The sequence below is a fragment of the Pseudomonas sp. R1-6 genome (genome assembly GCF_051132115.1).
Lineage (GTDB): Bacteria > Pseudomonadota > Gammaproteobacteria > Pseudomonadales > Pseudomonadaceae > Aquipseudomonas.
Window position 1 is genome coordinate 770,499 of the sequence record NZ_CP071662.1, and the last position, 14,443, is coordinate 784,941.

At 61.9% G+C, this 14,443-nt stretch carries 15 protein-coding genes; 9 read left to right on the forward strand and 6 right to left on the reverse strand.

What is annotated here, in order from left to right:
* Positions 1–140: 140 nt before the first annotated feature.
* Together J3P81_RS03555 and J3P81_RS03560 are read right to left on the reverse strand one after the other, a co-directional pair.
* A complete protein-coding gene (locus tag J3P81_RS03555) occupies positions 141–1,220 on the reverse strand; it encodes an endonuclease/exonuclease/phosphatase family protein (RefSeq protein WP_434562166.1) in 1,080 nt (359 codons plus the stop codon).
* Positions 1,217–1,876: a hypothetical protein gene (locus J3P81_RS03560; protein ID WP_434562168.1), complete on the reverse strand. Its 660-nt coding sequence runs from the start codon at positions 1,874–1,876 to the stop codon at positions 1,217–1,219. The genes J3P81_RS03555 and J3P81_RS03560 overlap by 4 nt, the downstream gene beginning before the upstream one ends.
* Positions 1,877–2,054: 178 nt before the next feature.
* Between J3P81_RS03560 and J3P81_RS03565 the strand changes: the two genes are divergently transcribed.
* The 5 genes from J3P81_RS03565 to J3P81_RS03585 all read left to right on the forward strand — a co-directional run bounded on the left by J3P81_RS03565 (position 2,055) and on the right by J3P81_RS03585 (position 6,507).
* Positions 2,055–2,810, forward strand: coding sequence for a DUF2076 domain-containing protein (locus tag J3P81_RS03565; protein WP_434562170.1), 756 nt, complete (start codon positions 2,055–2,057; stop codon positions 2,808–2,810).
* A 128-nt stretch (positions 2,811–2,938) separates the two neighbouring features.
* Positions 2,939–3,418 carry an NYN domain-containing protein gene (locus J3P81_RS03570; RefSeq protein ID WP_030140338.1) on the forward strand — a complete coding sequence of 160 codons (480 nt, stop codon included), beginning with the start codon at positions 2,939–2,941 and terminating at the stop codon, positions 3,416–3,418.
* Between the two features lie 21 nt (positions 3,419–3,439).
* Positions 3,440–4,051, forward strand: coding sequence for a 3'-5' exonuclease (locus J3P81_RS03575; protein ID WP_420767304.1), 612 nt, complete (start codon positions 3,440–3,442; stop codon positions 4,049–4,051).
* Positions 4,052–4,208: 157 nt separating this feature from the next.
* Positions 4,209–5,111 carry a drug/metabolite exporter YedA gene (yedA, locus tag J3P81_RS03580; RefSeq protein WP_420767303.1) on the forward strand — a complete coding sequence of 301 codons (903 nt, stop codon included), beginning with the start codon at positions 4,209–4,211 and terminating at the stop codon, positions 5,109–5,111.
* A gap of 58 nt (positions 5,112–5,169) precedes the next feature.
* Complete coding sequence (locus tag J3P81_RS03585; RefSeq protein ID WP_434562172.1) at positions 5,170–6,507, forward strand: DEAD/DEAH box helicase; 1,338 nt, start codon at positions 5,170–5,172, stop codon at positions 6,505–6,507.
* A gap of 136 nt (positions 6,508–6,643) precedes the next feature.
* Here the strand turns inward: J3P81_RS03585 and J3P81_RS03590 are convergent, their stop codons facing one another.
* Together J3P81_RS03590 and J3P81_RS03595 are read right to left on the reverse strand one after the other, a co-directional pair.
* Positions 6,644–7,885: a TIGR03862 family flavoprotein gene (locus J3P81_RS03590; RefSeq protein ID WP_434562174.1), complete on the reverse strand. Its 1,242-nt coding sequence runs from the start codon at positions 7,883–7,885 to the stop codon at positions 6,644–6,646.
* 281 nt (positions 7,886–8,166) lie between these two features.
* Positions 8,167–9,087, reverse strand: coding sequence for a histone deacetylase family protein (locus J3P81_RS03595; RefSeq protein ID WP_434562176.1), 921 nt, complete (start codon positions 9,085–9,087; stop codon positions 8,167–8,169).
* A gap of 73 nt (positions 9,088–9,160) precedes the next feature.
* Between J3P81_RS03595 and J3P81_RS03600 the strand changes: the two genes are divergently transcribed.
* The 3 genes from J3P81_RS03600 (at position 9,161) to J3P81_RS03610 (ending at position 11,293) form a co-directional block, all read left to right on the forward strand.
* Complete coding sequence (locus J3P81_RS03600; protein WP_434562178.1) at positions 9,161–9,730, forward strand: GNAT family N-acetyltransferase; 570 nt, start codon at positions 9,161–9,163, stop codon at positions 9,728–9,730.
* Between the two features lie 103 nt (positions 9,731–9,833).
* On the forward strand, positions 9,834–10,703 hold the full coding sequence (gene tesB / locus J3P81_RS03605) for an acyl-CoA thioesterase II (protein WP_434562180.1): 870 nt from the start codon (positions 9,834–9,836) through the stop codon (positions 10,701–10,703).
* Positions 10,700–11,293: an HAD family hydrolase gene (locus tag J3P81_RS03610; protein ID WP_434562182.1), complete on the forward strand. Its 594-nt coding sequence runs from the start codon at positions 10,700–10,702 to the stop codon at positions 11,291–11,293. The genes tesB and J3P81_RS03610 overlap by 4 nt, the downstream gene beginning before the upstream one ends.
* 144 nt (positions 11,294–11,437) lie before the next feature.
* On the opposite strand, the gene J3P81_RS03615 is transcribed toward J3P81_RS03610, so the two are convergent.
* On the reverse strand, positions 11,438–12,385 hold the full coding sequence (locus J3P81_RS03615) for an alpha/beta hydrolase (protein WP_434562184.1): 948 nt from the start codon (positions 12,383–12,385) through the stop codon (positions 11,438–11,440).
* Positions 12,386–13,273, reverse strand: a complete 888-nt coding sequence (gene ypfJ / locus J3P81_RS03620; protein ID WP_434562186.1) for a KPN_02809 family neutral zinc metallopeptidase — start codon at positions 13,271–13,273, stop codon at positions 12,386–12,388.
* 252 nt (positions 13,274–13,525) lie between these two features.
* On the opposite strand from ypfJ, the gene J3P81_RS03625 reads away from it, so the two are divergent.
* Positions 13,526–14,404 (forward strand): DMT family transporter, encoded by an 879-nt coding sequence (locus J3P81_RS03625; RefSeq protein ID WP_434562188.1) that lies wholly within the window; start codon positions 13,526–13,528, stop codon positions 14,402–14,404.
* The last annotated feature ends 39 nt before the right edge of the window (positions 14,405–14,443 follow it).

Here is a 14,443-nt window from a genome sequence, read left to right on the forward strand (position 1 = left end):
CATGCCTGAGGTTTGAAACACTACCCCTGTGGGAGCGAGCCTGCTCGCGAAGAGGTCGGCACATTCAACATGTTCGTCGACTCTGATGCCGTCTTCGCGAGCAGGCTCGCTCCCACAGAGGGCTCCCGCAAGGTGTTTGATCAGGGCATCGCCGGCAACAAAAACCGCGCAATCACCGGCAAATGGTCGGAAATGCGCAACGTGTCGTCCTGTCGGACCTGGGCTTCGACCCGTTTGAGGCGTGGGCTGTAGAACAGGTAGTCGACGGTGCGGTCGGGGCCGTTGAGGCCGGGGTCGTTGGGGTAGTGGGTCAGCCAGTGCGTGCGGTCGATACCGCTGGCCTCGTTGTTGGTGGGGATCATCGGGTATTTGTCCCACAGCAAATGTAGCTCGCTGTCCGCGGAGTAGGGCGAGCGCTGTTCGATCGAAAGGCGCCGGTATTGGCCCAGGGGCAACAGGTTGAAATCGCCCCCGATCAGCCAGGGCGTGCCAGCGGACTCGAGCTTGTCGAGGGACTTGGAAATGGCTTCGACCTGCCTGCGCGCCGTGTCGTGCGGCTGCGTGGCTCGCTCCAGGTGCGTATTGAGCACCGCCAGTTGACCGCCGCCGTTAAGGGCCAGGTAACTCACGAGCAAGGCGTTTTTCGGCTGGAACTGACGGCTGATGAAGTTCCCATCGGCCACCGGCAATTGCACCCGCTCGGCATGGTCGATGCGGTAGCGGCTCAGCGTCGCCAGTTGTCGGCCGACGCTGCCGAAGATGCGCGGATCGGGAATGAAGTCGGCTTTCCAATCGAAGGCGCTGGTGCCGCACGGGTAGAGGTCGGCCAAGCGTTCCTGCAACAGCTTGAGCTGGTCCTGGTACTCGCTGGCCTTGGCGCCGTTGTCCAGTTCCTGGAGCAACACCACGTCTGGTTGCTCGTCGCGAATGACCCGAGCCACTTCGTCCAGACTGAAGGCCATGTCTTCGGGAGTCGGGCTTTCATCGTTGCCCTGGGCCAGGTCGTGCCAGAACACATAGCGCTTGCCGGCCAGGAACTGGACGTTCCAGGTCATGACTTTCAAGGCCTGGCCGTGCATCAGCGGCGCGGCGTTGGCGGCGCAGCTGACGGGCAGCGTTTCCCGGGCCTGTGGACGCCAGGTCAGGCCATAAACCGAAAAGGCGCCGATTCCGACAATCAACAGCAGGCCCAGCAGGGCGTATCGCAGCAGGCGGGTCATGGCTCAGGTTTTTCTACAATCAACATGAACATTCGGAACAGCACCACCGTAGTGAACAATTGCAGGAAGCTGTGGATGCTGTCGATCAGCAAACTGACCAAGGGGTTTTGCGGCGGCGGATACACCGAGACGCTGGCGCCCTTGAGCAGCCACAGCGGGATCATCACCGCCAGGATACACAGCAGGATCCGCCAGAAATGACCGCGGCTCATGCGCAGGCTTTCCTTCATCGCGGCCAGTGGTGCCAAGCCTTTGAGTACAACCAGATACTCACCGAAGGCGAGGACAACCATCAGCCAAAGCCCTGGCAGGAAATACAACGAGATGCCAATCAGGATCAGCAGCGTATTGAGGGCGGTCAGCAAGGCAAAGCGTGGCCATTGCAGGAGCGAGGCCGCGAGCAGGTCGCGAGGGCGGGGGGCTTCGCCACGACTGCGGGCGTCAAGAAACAGAATCAACGCCGCGGTGTACAGCGGGTATACCAACAGCCCGACGATCACGCTGTAACCGGAAAAGCCCTCGGCCCCGACGGCGCTGTCCACCCCTTGTTGCAGCACGGCTTCAAGTATCACCAGCGGCAGGCACAACTGGGCGATCCGGCCCAGATGGCGCTTGAAAAAATACAAGGAGTCACGCAGTACTTCTAACGGATTCATGGGTCGGTATCGCAGTTCAGAAAAGCGGTCCGACACTTTACCCATCAGGTGCCCGGGGAAACAAACGTAAACATCAGGTAAAGACCATTGAAAGCGTCCCGGTGGCCCCCATTACTGACCGGCGCCGGTCTTTTGCGGACCGGCCTGGTTTTTTATCCGGCAATCTGATGAGGTCGCCATGAACAGCGAAGAACAAACCCTGATCGATGGACTGTTTTCACGGTTGCAACAGGCCGAAAAGGATTCAGCCCCGCGCGACGCCCAGGCTGAGGCGCGGATCAAGGAGCATTTGGCCAAGCAGCCTGCGGCGGGCTATTTCATGGCCCAGGCGATCCTGGTGCAAGAGGCGGCGATCAAGCGACTGGACGAGCAGAACAAGCAACTCGCCCAGCAGGTCGAGCAATTGCAAGCCGAGTTGCAGCAGGCGCGCAACCAGACATCGGCGCCAAGCGGTGGCGGTGGCTTTCTTTCAAGCATCTTCGGCGGCAGCAACCGAGATTCACATCCCGCAAGCGCGCCGGCACCCAGCGGTGGCGGCTGGCGCGAACCGGCACGGCCATCTTTTAATGCGCCGACACAGCAAGGCTTCGGCGCAGCGCCCGGCAACTATGGCGCGCCGCCGCAGCAAGCCCCAGCGGCGGGCAGCTTCCTGGGCGGTGCGCTGAAAACCGCAGCGGGCGTGGCCGGTGGCGTGATGCTGGCGCAAGGCATCAGTAGCCTCTTCCATAGCAATCAGCCTCAGGAAATCGTCGAGATTCTCAAGGAAGAACCGGCCCAACCCGTCAATGACACGGTTGATAACAGTGGCAACGGTTGGGGCGATGACTCGCGCACGGCCGACAACAGTACCTACGGCAACGACCCGGGCGGTTTCAGCGACGCGGACTACAGCGACGATTCGTCCTTCTTCGGCGACGACGACTCCTTCGTCTGACCTGCCATTCGTCCGAGGCGCCCAGCCGCCTCGGGCCGATTATTCGCGGAACATTCCTTGAGGCTGGCATACTGGGCGACTTTTCGGGCCTGGTGGCCTGCGCGCGTGTGCACTCATGAGGAAACGCGGTGAAAAAAATCGCAGTGTTCGCCGATGTCCAGAACCTCTATTACACCGTGCGCCAAGCCTACGGCTGCCATTTCAACTATGCGGCGTTGTGGGCTGATGTCAGCAAACAGGGTCAGATCGTCGAGGCCTATGCCTACGCGATCGATCGCGGCGACAGCAAGCAACAACAGTTCCAGCAGATCCTGCGCAACCTGGGTTTCACCGTGAAGCTCAAGCCCTATATCCAGCGCAGCGACGGCTCGGCCAAGGGCGACTGGGACGTGGGCATCACGCTGGACATCATGGACGCCGCCGATCACGTCGATGAGGTGGTGCTGGCCTCCGGCGACGGCGATTTCGACATGCTGCTCGAACGCATCATCAGCAAGCATGGCGTGCAGGCGGTGGCCTACGGTGTACCGGGGCTGACCGCCAACTCGCTGATCCGCGCCGCCAGCCGCTACGTGCCCATTGAAGGCGCGCTGCTGCTCAAGAACTGATCTTCAAGGAGCCCCACAGGTTTGGAACGCATCGCAGTCATCGACTTTGAAACCACCGGCATCACCCCGAGCAGCAGCTGCCGGGCCACCGAAATCGCCGTGGTGATCCTTGAACGGGGCCGGATCGTCGACCGTTATCAGAGCCTGATGAACGCGGGCGTTCGCGTCCCGGCCTTCATTGAACAGCTCACCGGCATCAGCAACGCCATGTTGCGCAGCGCACCCCCGGCGGAAAAAGTGATGAACGAGGTCAACGAATTCGTCGGCATCACGCCGCTGCTGGCCCACAACGCCGCGTTCGACCAGAAGTTCTGGGATTTCGAATTGGGACGCATCAAGCGCACCCGCTTGCAGAACTTTGCCTGCTCGCTGTTGCTGGCCCGGCGCTTGATGCCAGCGGCGCCGAACCACAAGCTTGGCACCCTCAACACTTTCGCCGGCTTGCCCCACACCGGCCAGGCTCACCGCGCCATGGCCGACGCCGAAATGGCCGCCAACCTCACCGCGCACCTGGCCTCGGAACTGCGAGAAAAGCATGGGCTGCGGGCGTTGTCCCATGACTTGCTGTGCAGCTTGCAAAAAGTGCCGGCAGCGAAGATCAACGAACACCTCAAACGCCATCGCGGGTTCTGAATACACCGCGAAACCTTCCCACTGGATGGGTCGTGTTGATCTGAGATCTACCGTGTCTTGAAAAGTGTATGGCTCGGATAAACAGATTTTGTAACTTAATTTCTGTCGATCGCCTTTTTAGAATGACAGGTTTCATCGTCCTGACTTCGAGCTGAACATGCCTGGCCCACGCCGTTTCCCCTTGCCTCTGATCGCTGCTTTTTTTGCCTTGTACGTTATCTGGGGTTCGACCTACCTGGTGATTCGCATTGGCGTCGAGCATTGGCCGCCGTTGCTGCTGGCCGGGATTCGCTTCGTAATCGCCGGATCGCTGATGTACGGCTTCCTGCGCTGGCGCGGGGCGCCGGCACCGACCTGGGCGCAATGGAAGGCCGGGGCGCTCATCGGCGTGCTGTTGCTGACGTTCGGCAATGGTGCGGTGAGCATCGCCGAGCACATGGGCGTGGCGTCGGGGGTGGCGGCGTTGGCCGTGGCGACGGTGCCTTTGTTTACCTTGCTCTGTGGATATTTCTGGGGCGCGCGTAATACCCGTCTCGAATGGGCCGGTATTGTGTTGGGATTGATCGGCATCGCCATGCTCAACCTGGGCTCCAACCTGCAATCGAGCCCGTTGGGGGCGGCCTTGCTGGTGTTCGCGGCGGCTTCCTGGGCCTTCGGTTCGGTACTGAGCAAACATCTGCCGTTGCCGGCGGGAGCGATGGCCAGCGCCGTGGAGATGCTGGTGGCCGGCGTGGTGCTATTGATCGGCAGCTTTGCCAGCGGCGAACGTCTGGACCACATGCCGCCGCTGGAAGGCTGGTTCGCGCTGGTCTACCTGATCGGTTTCGGTTCGATCATTGCCTTCAACGCCTACATGTATCTGCTCAAGCATGTGCGCCCGGCCGCGGCCACCAGCTATGCCTACGTCAACCCGGCGGTGGCGGTGTTGCTGGGGATCGTCTTCGCCGGTGAGACCATTGGTATAGAGGAAGCCTTGGCGATGCTGGTGATCATCAGCGCCGTGGTGCTGATCGGTTTGCCCCAGTGGCGCAAGCCCAAGCCCGCACCGGCCGAATCCTGATTTAGGGTAAACTGCCGCGCATTGCACACCCTGCGCTGATTTTTCCTACGGTACCTCCATGACTTTCGCCACCCTTGGCCTGATCGAACCCCTGCTGCGCGCCCTCGAGACGCTCGGCTACCAGACTCCGACCCCGGTCCAGGCCCAAGCCATGCCGGCCGTGCTCGCCGGGCGCGACCTGATGGCCGCGGCCCAGACCGGCACCGGCAAGACCGCCGGTTTCGCCGTGCCGCTGTTGCAGTTGCTGACCACCGAAGGGCCGAAAGTCGCCGCCAACTCGGTGCGTGCGCTGATTTTGGTGCCGACCCGCGAGCTGGCCGAGCAGGTCCACGAAAGCGTGCGCCAATATGCGCAGCACTTGCCTTTGAGCACCTACGCCGTATATGGCGGTGTCAGCATCAACCCGCAGATGATGAAGTTGCGCAAAGGTGTCGACTTGCTGGTGGCCACGCCGGGCCGCTTGCTCGATCTGTTCCGCCAGAACGCGCTGAAGTTCAACCAGTTGCAAACGCTGGTGCTGGACGAAGCCGACCGCATGCTCGACCTGGGTTTCTCCGAAGAGCTGGCGAACATCTACAAGGCATTGCCGAAGAAGCGCCAGACGCTGCTGTTCTCGGCGACCTTCTCCGATGCGATCCGCCTGTTGGCCGGGCAGATGCTCAACGACCCGCTGAGCATCGAAGTGAGCCCGCGCAACGTGGCTGCCAATACCGTCAAGCAATGGGTGGTGACGGTGGACAAGAAGCGCAAGCCGGAACTGTTCATTCACCTGATGCGCAAGCACAAGTGGAAGCAGGTGCTGGTGTTCGCCAAGACCCGCAACGGCGTCGATGCGCTGGTGGAAAAACTCCAGGGCCTCGGTGTGAATGCCGACGGCATCCACGGTGACAAACCCCAGGCGACCCGCCAGCGCGCGCTGGATCGCTTCAAGGCCAGCGAAGTGCAGATACTGGTAGCCACCGACGTCGCCGCCCGTGGCTTGGACATTGAGGACTTGCCGTTGGTGGTGAACTTTGACCTGCCAATCGTGGCCGAGGACTACATCCACCGCATCGGCCGTACGGGCCGGGCAGGTGCTACGGGCCAGGCGATTTCCCTGGTCTGCGCCGATGAAGTGAACCTGCTGTCGGCCATCGAGACCCTGACCCGTCAGACATTGCCGCGCCAGATGGAACAGGATTTCGAGCCTGAACACCGCGTGCCGGAGACCGATGCCAGCGGCCAGGTCATCAAAAAACCGAAGAAGCCGAAGAAACCAAAGACCTCCGGTGGCGGCGGCAAGCGCAATCTGGGCAAGTGGGTGGACAGTGGCGACGCTGCGCCTGTGGAACCTTCGGTCAAGCCTGTGCGCAAAGTGCCGGTCTTCAACACTGGGCCGCGTAAGCGTAAGCCTTGATATTGCTGCGCCTGATATATACCGCTATCGCGAGCAAGCTCGCTCCCACAGTGGTGCTCAGGTGTTCACAGATCCTGTATGCACCACAGATCTTCTGTGGGAGCGAGCTTGCTCGCGATGGCCGGCGCCCAGGTTTTCAATCCAGGCGCTGTAACCACTCCAGCATCCCCGACCCCGCCGCCCGGCCACTGGCAAAGCACGCCGTGAGCAAATAGCCGCCGGTCGGCGCTTCCCAGTCGAGCATTTCCCCCGCGCAGAAAACGCCGGGTAATTGCTTGAGCATCAGCCGTTCGTCCAGCGCTTCGAAGGTCACGCCGCCGGCGCTGCTGATGGCTTCGTCCAGTGGACGGGTTTTCACCAGCGTGACCGGCAAGGCCTTGATCGCTTTCGCCAGCCGCGCCATGTCGGCGAAGCAATCGGCGGACGTCAGCTCGCGCAACAGCGCTGCCTTGACCCCGTCGAGCCCCAATTGACTGTGCAAGTGCTTGGCCATCGAGCGTGACCCGCGTGGTTTGTTCAAGGCCTGGAGGATTTTATCCACAGGCCGGCCTGGCAACAGGTCCAGATGAATGGTCGCGCTGCCGTGCTGGTTGATGGCCTCGCGAATCGCTGCCGACAGGGCATAGATCAAGCTGCCTTCGAGGCCGGTGGCGGTGATTACGCATTCGCCCAGGCGTGGCACATCGTCGTTGAGGCCGATGGCGATGTTCTTGAGCGGGGTACCGGCGAACTTGCCGATCATGAAGTCGCTCCAGGCGGCCACGTCGAATCCGCAATTGCTCGGTTGCAAGGGTGCCAACGCCACGCCGCGCTGTTCCAGCGACAGCATCCAGGCGCCATCGGAGCCCAGGCGCGACCAACTGCCGCCGCCCAGCGCCAACAGCGTTGCGTCGGGGAACAAGGTTTTTTCACCGTCCGGGCTGGCGATGCGCAAGCCGCCGTCGGGGCTCCAGCCAAGCCAGCGGTGGCGGGTGTGGATCACCACCCCGGCGTCCCGCAGGCGCTTGAGCCAGGCGCGCAGCAGTGGGGCGGCTTTCATGTCGGTCGGAAAGACGCGCCCCGAGCTGCCCACAAACGTGTCGATGCCCAGGCCCTGTATCCATTGGCACAACTCATCCGCGCCGAATGCCCGCAGCAGAGGGGCGATATTTGGCGAGCGTTCGCCGTAGCGGGACAGGAACGCCGGGAACGCTTCGGAGTGGGTGATGTTCATGCCGCCCACGCCCGCCAATAGAAATTTCCTGCCCACCGACGGCATGCTGTCGTACAGGTCGACCTGGACACCAGCCTGGCTCAACACCTCGGCTGCCATCAAGCCGGCGGGGCCGCCGCCGATGATGGCTATGTGTGGGGAGGAGGGCTGGGTGGTCGAGGTCATGGTGTGAACTGCGGAAACAAGGAATAGCGCGGCATTCTATCAGTACAAACTCCTGTGGGAGCGAGCCTGCTCGCGATAGCGGCGGATCAGTAACATCCATGTCGACTGACATGCCCCTATCGGGGGCAGGCTCGCTCCCACATTTGAATGTGATGCCTTCTGAATACGTGATCAAAAAACAACCACATCTACGCAAGCTATACGCGCCATAGGCTGTAAGCCGTTTCGCTCAGGTTATCCACAGGCCGCTCCACAGGCATTGTGGGTAAAGCGCCCAGATTTCAATGACAGCCTGATGACGCCCAGACCTTTTGTGCGCTGTGGTGCAGGATCCCGTGGCGCCGGGCCAGGGCCTTGCGGTCCTTGCTGTAGCCCCCGCCGATGACGCCCACTACCGGAATGTCCCGCCCCAGGCAATGGCGCATGACGCTTTCGTCCCGGGCGGCGAGGCCTTCGTCGGTAAGTTTCAGGTAACCGAGGGCGTCATCCTTGTGTACGTCGACGCCGGCGTCGTACAGCACCAGGTCCGGCTGGTAGAGCGGCAGCAGATAATTTAGCGCATCGTCCACGACTTTAAGGTACGCAGCGTCTTCCATGCCCATCGGCAGTGGAATGTCCCAGTCACTCTGCGCCTTGCGTGCGGGAAAATTCTTTTCACAGTGCAGGGAAACTGTCACGGCGTCTGGAGTGTCATGGAGTATTCGAGCCGTACCGTCACCCTGGTGCACGTCGCAGTCGAAAATCAACACTCGCGAAACCCGGCCGCTGGCCAGGAAGTAGCGGCTGATCACGGCCAGGTCATTGAAAATGCAAAAGCCGGCCGGGTGGTCGTAGTGGGCGTGATGGGTGCCGCCGGCCAGATGACAGGCCAGTCCGTGTTCAAGCGCCTTTTCGGCGGCCAGGAGCGAGCCACCCACGGCGCGCACCGTTCGCCGCGCCAGGGCTTCGCTCCAGGGCAGGCCAAGTCGCCGTTGGTCTTCGCGGGACAACTCGCCGCCCATGTAGCGTTCGATATAAGCGCGGTCATGGGCCAGGGCGAGAATCTCCGGCGGGCACAGGGCGGGACGCAGCAGGTCTGTGTCCTGGGCCAGGCCGCTCTCCACCAGGTGATCGCGCAGCAGGCGGAACTTGTCCATGGGGAAGCGGTGTTCCGCTGGGAACTCGGGGCTGTAGTCTTCGTGGTAGATCAACGGTAGCGGCATGGTGTTTTCAGTGGTGGTTGAGCCACGGATCCTACCAGCGATGTAGACTCTGGGGCATGGAAAGGGAGTGAAGATGGAGCCGATACTGGAACTGGAAAGCGCACGGTTGATACTGCGGCAATGGCGCGACGATGATTTGCCCACGTTCGCGGCCATGTCTGCCGATGCGCAAGTGATGCGTTATTTTCCGGCACCCTTGAGTCGCCTGGAAAGCGCTGCGTTGATCGGCCGCGTGCGCGGGCATTTTGCAGAGCATGGTTTTGGTTTGTGGGCGTTGGAGCGCAAGGATACTGGCGCTTTCATTGGCTTTACCGGGCTGGGCGTGGTCGGATTCGCCGCGCATTTTACCCCGGCCGTGGAAATCGGCTGGCGCCTGGCCCGCGAGCATTGGGGGTTCGGCTATGCCAGCGAAGCGGCGTGGACGGCGTTGCGTTGCGCCTTCGACCGCCTGGGGCTGGACGAGGTGGTGGCGTTTACCGCCACCGACAACCTGCCGTCGCAGAAGGTCATGCAGGCCATCGGCATGCACCACGACCCGGCCGATGACTTCGAACATCCAAAGCTCGCGGTCGGTCATCCATTGCGTCACCATGTGCTCTATCGCATTGACCGGGAGCAGTGGTTGCAGACTCTGCACGGTTAGCCGACACGGACGTTACAATGCCCACCAAAATGGCCCGGGCCACTATCGATCCGCCGCCGCAGCGTAGACTGCGCGGTTTTTGCGCTGTGTGAGGAAAGTCTGAATGAGCCACGTGTTGGAAGATCTGGTCGACCTGCTGACCCTGGAACCTATCGAAGAGAACCTGTTTCGCGGTCGTAGCCAGGACCTGGGGTTTCGCCAGTTGTTCGGCGGCCAGGTATTGGGCCAGTCGTTGTCGGCGGCCAGCCAGACCGTGGAAGAGGCGCGCCACGTGCATTCGATGCATGGTTATTTTCTGCGTCCGGGCGATGCGGCCCTGCCGGTGGTCTATCAGGTAGACCGCGTACGGGACGGCGGCAGTTTCAGTACCCGGCGGGTCACGGCGATTCAAAAGGGCAATCCGATCTTCACCTGCAGCGCATCGTTCCAATATGACGAGCAGGGTTTCGAGCACCAGAGCACCATGCCGCAAGTCGTCGGGCCGGAGAACCTGCCGTCCGAGCTGGAGCTGACCCAGCAGCGCGCCCATCTGCTGCCCGAGCACATGCGCGAAAAACTGCTTTGCCCCAAGCCGATCGAGGTGCGTCCGGTCACCGAAAAAGACCCTTACAACCCGCAACCGGCCGATCCGGTCAAATACGTGTGGTTCCGTGCCGATGGCGCCTTGGCGGACATCCCGGCCCTGCACAAATACCTGCTGGCCTACGCGTCGGATTTCGGCCTGTTGACCACCTCGCTGCTGCCCCACGGCAAGTCGGTGTGGCACAAGGATATGCAGGTCGCCAGTCTTGACCACGCGTTGTGGTTCCATGCCGACCTGCGCGCCGATGACTGGTTGCTCTATGCCATGGACAGCCCGTGGGCCGGAAATTCCCGTGGATTCTCCCGAGGCAGCGTGTTCAACCGCGCCGGGCTGTTGGTGGCATCGGTGACCCAGGAAGGCCTCATCCGCCATCGCAAGGACTGGGCATGAGCCTGTCCGATGTGCGCCATTGGGTGTTCGACATGGATGGCACGCTGACCATTGCCGTGCATGATTTCGCCGCGATCCGCGTCGCCCTGGCGATTCCGGCCGAAGACGACATCCTTACGCACCTGGCGGCATTGCCCGCGGAAGAAGCCGCCGCCAAGCACGCCTGGTTGCTGGAGCACGAGCGGGACCTGGCGCTGGGCTCCAAGCCCGCGCCGGGGGCGGTCGAATTGGTGCGTGAGCTGGCCGGGCGTGGGTACCGCCTGGGCATCCTGACCCGCAATGCCCGCGAGCTGGCGCATATCACCCTCGAAGCCATCGGCCTGGCTGACTGTTTTGCGGTGCAAGACGTGCTGGGCCGCGACGAGGCACCGCCCAAACCGCACCCCGGTGGCCTGTTGAAACTGGCCGAGGCGTGGGAAGTGGCGCCCGGCTCGATGGTGATGGTGGGGGATTACCGCTTTGACCTGGACTGCGGCCGTGCAGCGGGGGCGCGGACGGTGTTGGTGAACCTGCCGGACAATCCCTGGCCTGAATTGACGGACTGGCATGCGCGGGATTGCGAGGAGTTGCGGCAGATGTTGTCGGCTTGAGAGGTCGGTTGGCTGATTGATCGTCATCGCGAGCAAGTTCGCTCCCACAAGGAGATTTCCGTCGAGCGCAAGATTTGTGTCTGCACCAGGCCCACTGTGGGAGCGAGCTTGCTCGCGATGAGGCCCGATACGCCGCCACAAGACTTACTGCCCAAACAATACTTGTAGCCCCTCCGGCGAATTGAACATCCCATCCCCATCATGCCCAACCCCTGGCACTTCGATCAGCCGCTGATTGAGTCCTTGCGGATGGCGCCGCGTCAGGTAGTCGAAAAAGAAATGCCCGCGCAGTAAGCGATACGCCCCTTGGGTCTGAGCCTCGCAGCCTTTGTCCAGCGCCGGATGCTCCGGGTCGATGTCCTGTTGTCCCAGCAAATAAGTGATGTCGCGCTTGATGTATTGATCTTCGAGCTGCGTGGCGGTTTGTCCGGACGCATAGGCGGGCAGGTACTCCAAGCCATATTTCCAGCGATTGAAAGCCGGGCAACTGGCCGGGTCGAACGCCATGGGCCGTTGCGCGTCAAGATAGGCATACGACGATGGATTGGCGATGACGAACCGAGGCGCGATGCGATACATGCCGTGGGCGAGCAGGGCGTAGCGCTGCACCACCTGGGCGCCACCGGAATGGCCGGCGATGACGATTTCCTTCACTTCTGGAAACTGCTGTCGGTCGCTGACCCGCGCCACGATGTCGTCCAGCACTTGAAATGAACTGACCGGATTCGGTCCGATGGACAAGCCGCCCGCCATCCAGTCGTTGCCTTGCCAGCGCAGGAGGTCGGCGGGCAACTGATGACGTGCCGCATCCAGTTCGTTGAGAAACTGCGGGGCGATGATCAACGTCGTGGTCGATTGACCGGCCTGCGCGGCGGCCTTTTCACCGCTGTGAAGGTAAGTGTCGGCATTGCGCAGCCGACCGTGAAGGATGATCAACACCCGCTCGATCGAAGCCGGCGGCGGGCTCACGGCAACGGCCATGATCCCGCCCTTGAGCAGCAGGCGCCCCTGGGCGACCGCCTGGACGCCGTGTTCCTCGGCCTGGGCAACGGCGCAACAGAGCACCAGCCCGATCAACGCCGCCCACTTCATCTACAGGTTTTTCGCTGCGAAGGTGTCGCACTGGCTGACCTGGCCCTGGGCGAAACCGGTCTTGAACCAGCGCACCCGCTGGGCCGAAGTGCCGTGGGTGAAGGAGTCCGGCACAACGCGGCCCTGGCCTTGCTGCTGGAGGCGGTCGTCGCCGATGGCATTGGCGGCGGTCAAGGCTTCCTCGATGTCCCCTGGCTCAAGCCAGTTGAGGCGTTTCTGCGCGTGATTGGCCCAGACGCCGGCCAGGCAATCGGCCTGCAATTCCTGGCGCACCAGCAAACCGCCGTCGCCTTCCATTTGCCGGCCTTGCTGGCGCGCCTCCTGGATTTTCGCCGACACGCCGAGCAGGGTCTGCACGTGGTGGCCGACCTCGTGGGCGATGACGTAGGCTTGGGCGAAGTCCCCGGCGGCGGAGAAACGCTGGGACATTTCATGGAAGAAGCTCATGTCCAGGTAGACCTGTCGATCTGCCGGACAATAGAACGGTCCGGTGGCCGAGGATGCCAGGCCGCATGCAGAATTGACCCGACCGCTGAACAACACCAGCTTCGGTTGCTGGTACTGGCGCCCGGCCTGCTGGAAGACCTGGCCCCATGTGTCCTCGGTATCACCCAAAATCGAGCGCACGAATTCCGCCTGCTCATCGTTGGCCGGTGGCGCCTGGCGGGATTGCGAAGAGGTGGGCGCGGAACCTTGTTCCATCTGCCCGGTGAGTTGTCCGAGAATCTGCATCGGGTCCTGGCCGGTGATCCAGCCGATGCCGACGATGAGGATGATGGCCGTCAGGCTCAGCCCCTTGCCACCGCCGAAACGCATCCCGCCGCCGCCCCCACCGTCACCCCGGGCATCCATCACGTTGTCACTGCGGCGACCTTTTTTCCATAACATGTGGGAAATCCTCTGAATGGCCCTGCGAAGAAATGACTGCCGTGGCGATGAGTCTAGCCCTCAGGCGTTCAAGGCGCGCGTCGCGCTTGAGCAGTCAGGCAACCGCCGGGGATTTTGGTTCATCGGCGAGCCGATCCTGTCCGGCTGTGGATTTTTCATTACACTTGGGATCCAGAACTTATCGGAACCCTCGCTGGCCCAATAACTGCACTGTGCGTCCGGCCTCAATATCAAGCAACGCAGGTTTCCTTCATGACCATCAGCACTCCGCTCTCCGGCGTCAATCAGGCTTTCAAGGGCATCGTGCTTATTCTGGTCGCAACGTTTTTGTTCTCCAGTCACGATGCGTTGTCCAAATATCTCTCGGGTTTCTATCCCATCATCATGGTGGTATGGGCCCGTTACGTGGTGCACACCTTGTTGATGGCGGGTATTTTCCTGCCACGTTCGGGGTTGCGGGTGCTGCGTACCAAGCGCCCGTTGTGGCAGGTTGCCCGGGCTATATGCCTGTTAGGCACCAGTTTGTTTTTTACCACCTCGCTGATGTTCATCCCATTGGCGGAAGCGACGGCGGTCAACTTCCTCGCCCCCGTGCTGGTCACGGCATTGTCGGTACCGCTGCTGGGCGAGCATGTGACACGTGGTCAGTGGATCGCGGTGATCTTCGGTTTCATCGGGGTGTTGATCATTGTTCACCCCGGTGGCGATTTGTTCACGCCGGCGGTGTTGTTGCCGTTCTGTTCGGCGCTGTTCTTCTGCTTTTATCAACTGCTCACGCGCAAACTCGCCGAGATAGACAGCCCCACGACCAGCAATTTTTTCGCCGGACTGTGCAATACGCTAGTGATGAGCGCCTTGGTGCCGTTCTTCTGGCAGGTGCCGAGCGTGACCCACGGCTTGATGATGTTGGCGCTGGGGGCGTGCGGGATGACCGCGCATTTGATGCTGACCCAGGCTTTCCGCTTCGCCGCCCCGGCGCTGCTTGCGCCGTTCGGGTATTGCCAGATCATCTTTGCCGGGCTGCTGGGCTGGTTGTTTTTCAGCCATACGCCGACGCTGACGACGGTGGTGGGTATTACGCTGATCTGCTTGAGCGGGTTGGCGGCGGCGTGGCAACAGCGGCGCAGATAACGGGCTGCACACACCCCTGAGGGTTGGCGCTGACGTTTG

Bases quoted from the DNA above. Each gene is read 5' to 3' on its own strand.
- J3P81_RS03555 (WP_434562166.1), bottom strand. From the start codon at position 1,220: ATGACCCGCCTGCTGCGATACGCCCTGCTGGGCCTGCTGTTGATTGTC.
- J3P81_RS03560 (WP_434562168.1), bottom strand. From the start codon at position 1,876: ATGAATCCGTTAGAAGTACTGCGTGACTCCTTGTATTTTTTCAAGCGC.
- J3P81_RS03565 (WP_434562170.1), top strand. From the start codon at position 2,055: ATGAACAGCGAAGAACAAACCCTGATCGATGGACTGTTTTCACGGTTG.
- yedA (WP_420767303.1), top strand. From the start codon at position 4,209: ATGCCTGGCCCACGCCGTTTCCCCTTGCCTCTGATCGCTGCTTTTTTT.
- J3P81_RS03585 (WP_434562172.1), top strand. From the start codon at position 5,170: ATGACTTTCGCCACCCTTGGCCTGATCGAACCCCTGCTGCGCGCCCTC.
- J3P81_RS03590 (WP_434562174.1), bottom strand. From the start codon at position 7,885: ATGACCTCGACCACCCAGCCCTCCTCCCCACACATAGCCATCATCGGC.
- J3P81_RS03595 (WP_434562176.1), bottom strand. From the start codon at position 9,087: ATGCCGCTACCGTTGATCTACCACGAAGACTACAGCCCCGAGTTCCCA.
- J3P81_RS03600 (WP_434562178.1), top strand. From the start codon at position 9,161: ATGGAGCCGATACTGGAACTGGAAAGCGCACGGTTGATACTGCGGCAA.
- tesB (WP_434562180.1), top strand. From the start codon at position 9,834: ATGAGCCACGTGTTGGAAGATCTGGTCGACCTGCTGACCCTGGAACCT.
- J3P81_RS03610 (WP_434562182.1), top strand. From the start codon at position 10,700: ATGAGCCTGTCCGATGTGCGCCATTGGGTGTTCGACATGGATGGCACG.
- J3P81_RS03615 (WP_434562184.1), bottom strand. From the start codon at position 12,385: ATGAAGTGGGCGGCGTTGATCGGGCTGGTGCTCTGTTGCGCCGTTGCC.
- ypfJ (WP_434562186.1), bottom strand. From the start codon at position 13,273: ATGTTATGGAAAAAAGGTCGCCGCAGTGACAACGTGATGGATGCCCGG.
- J3P81_RS03625 (WP_434562188.1), top strand. From the start codon at position 13,526: ATGACCATCAGCACTCCGCTCTCCGGCGTCAATCAGGCTTTCAAGGGC.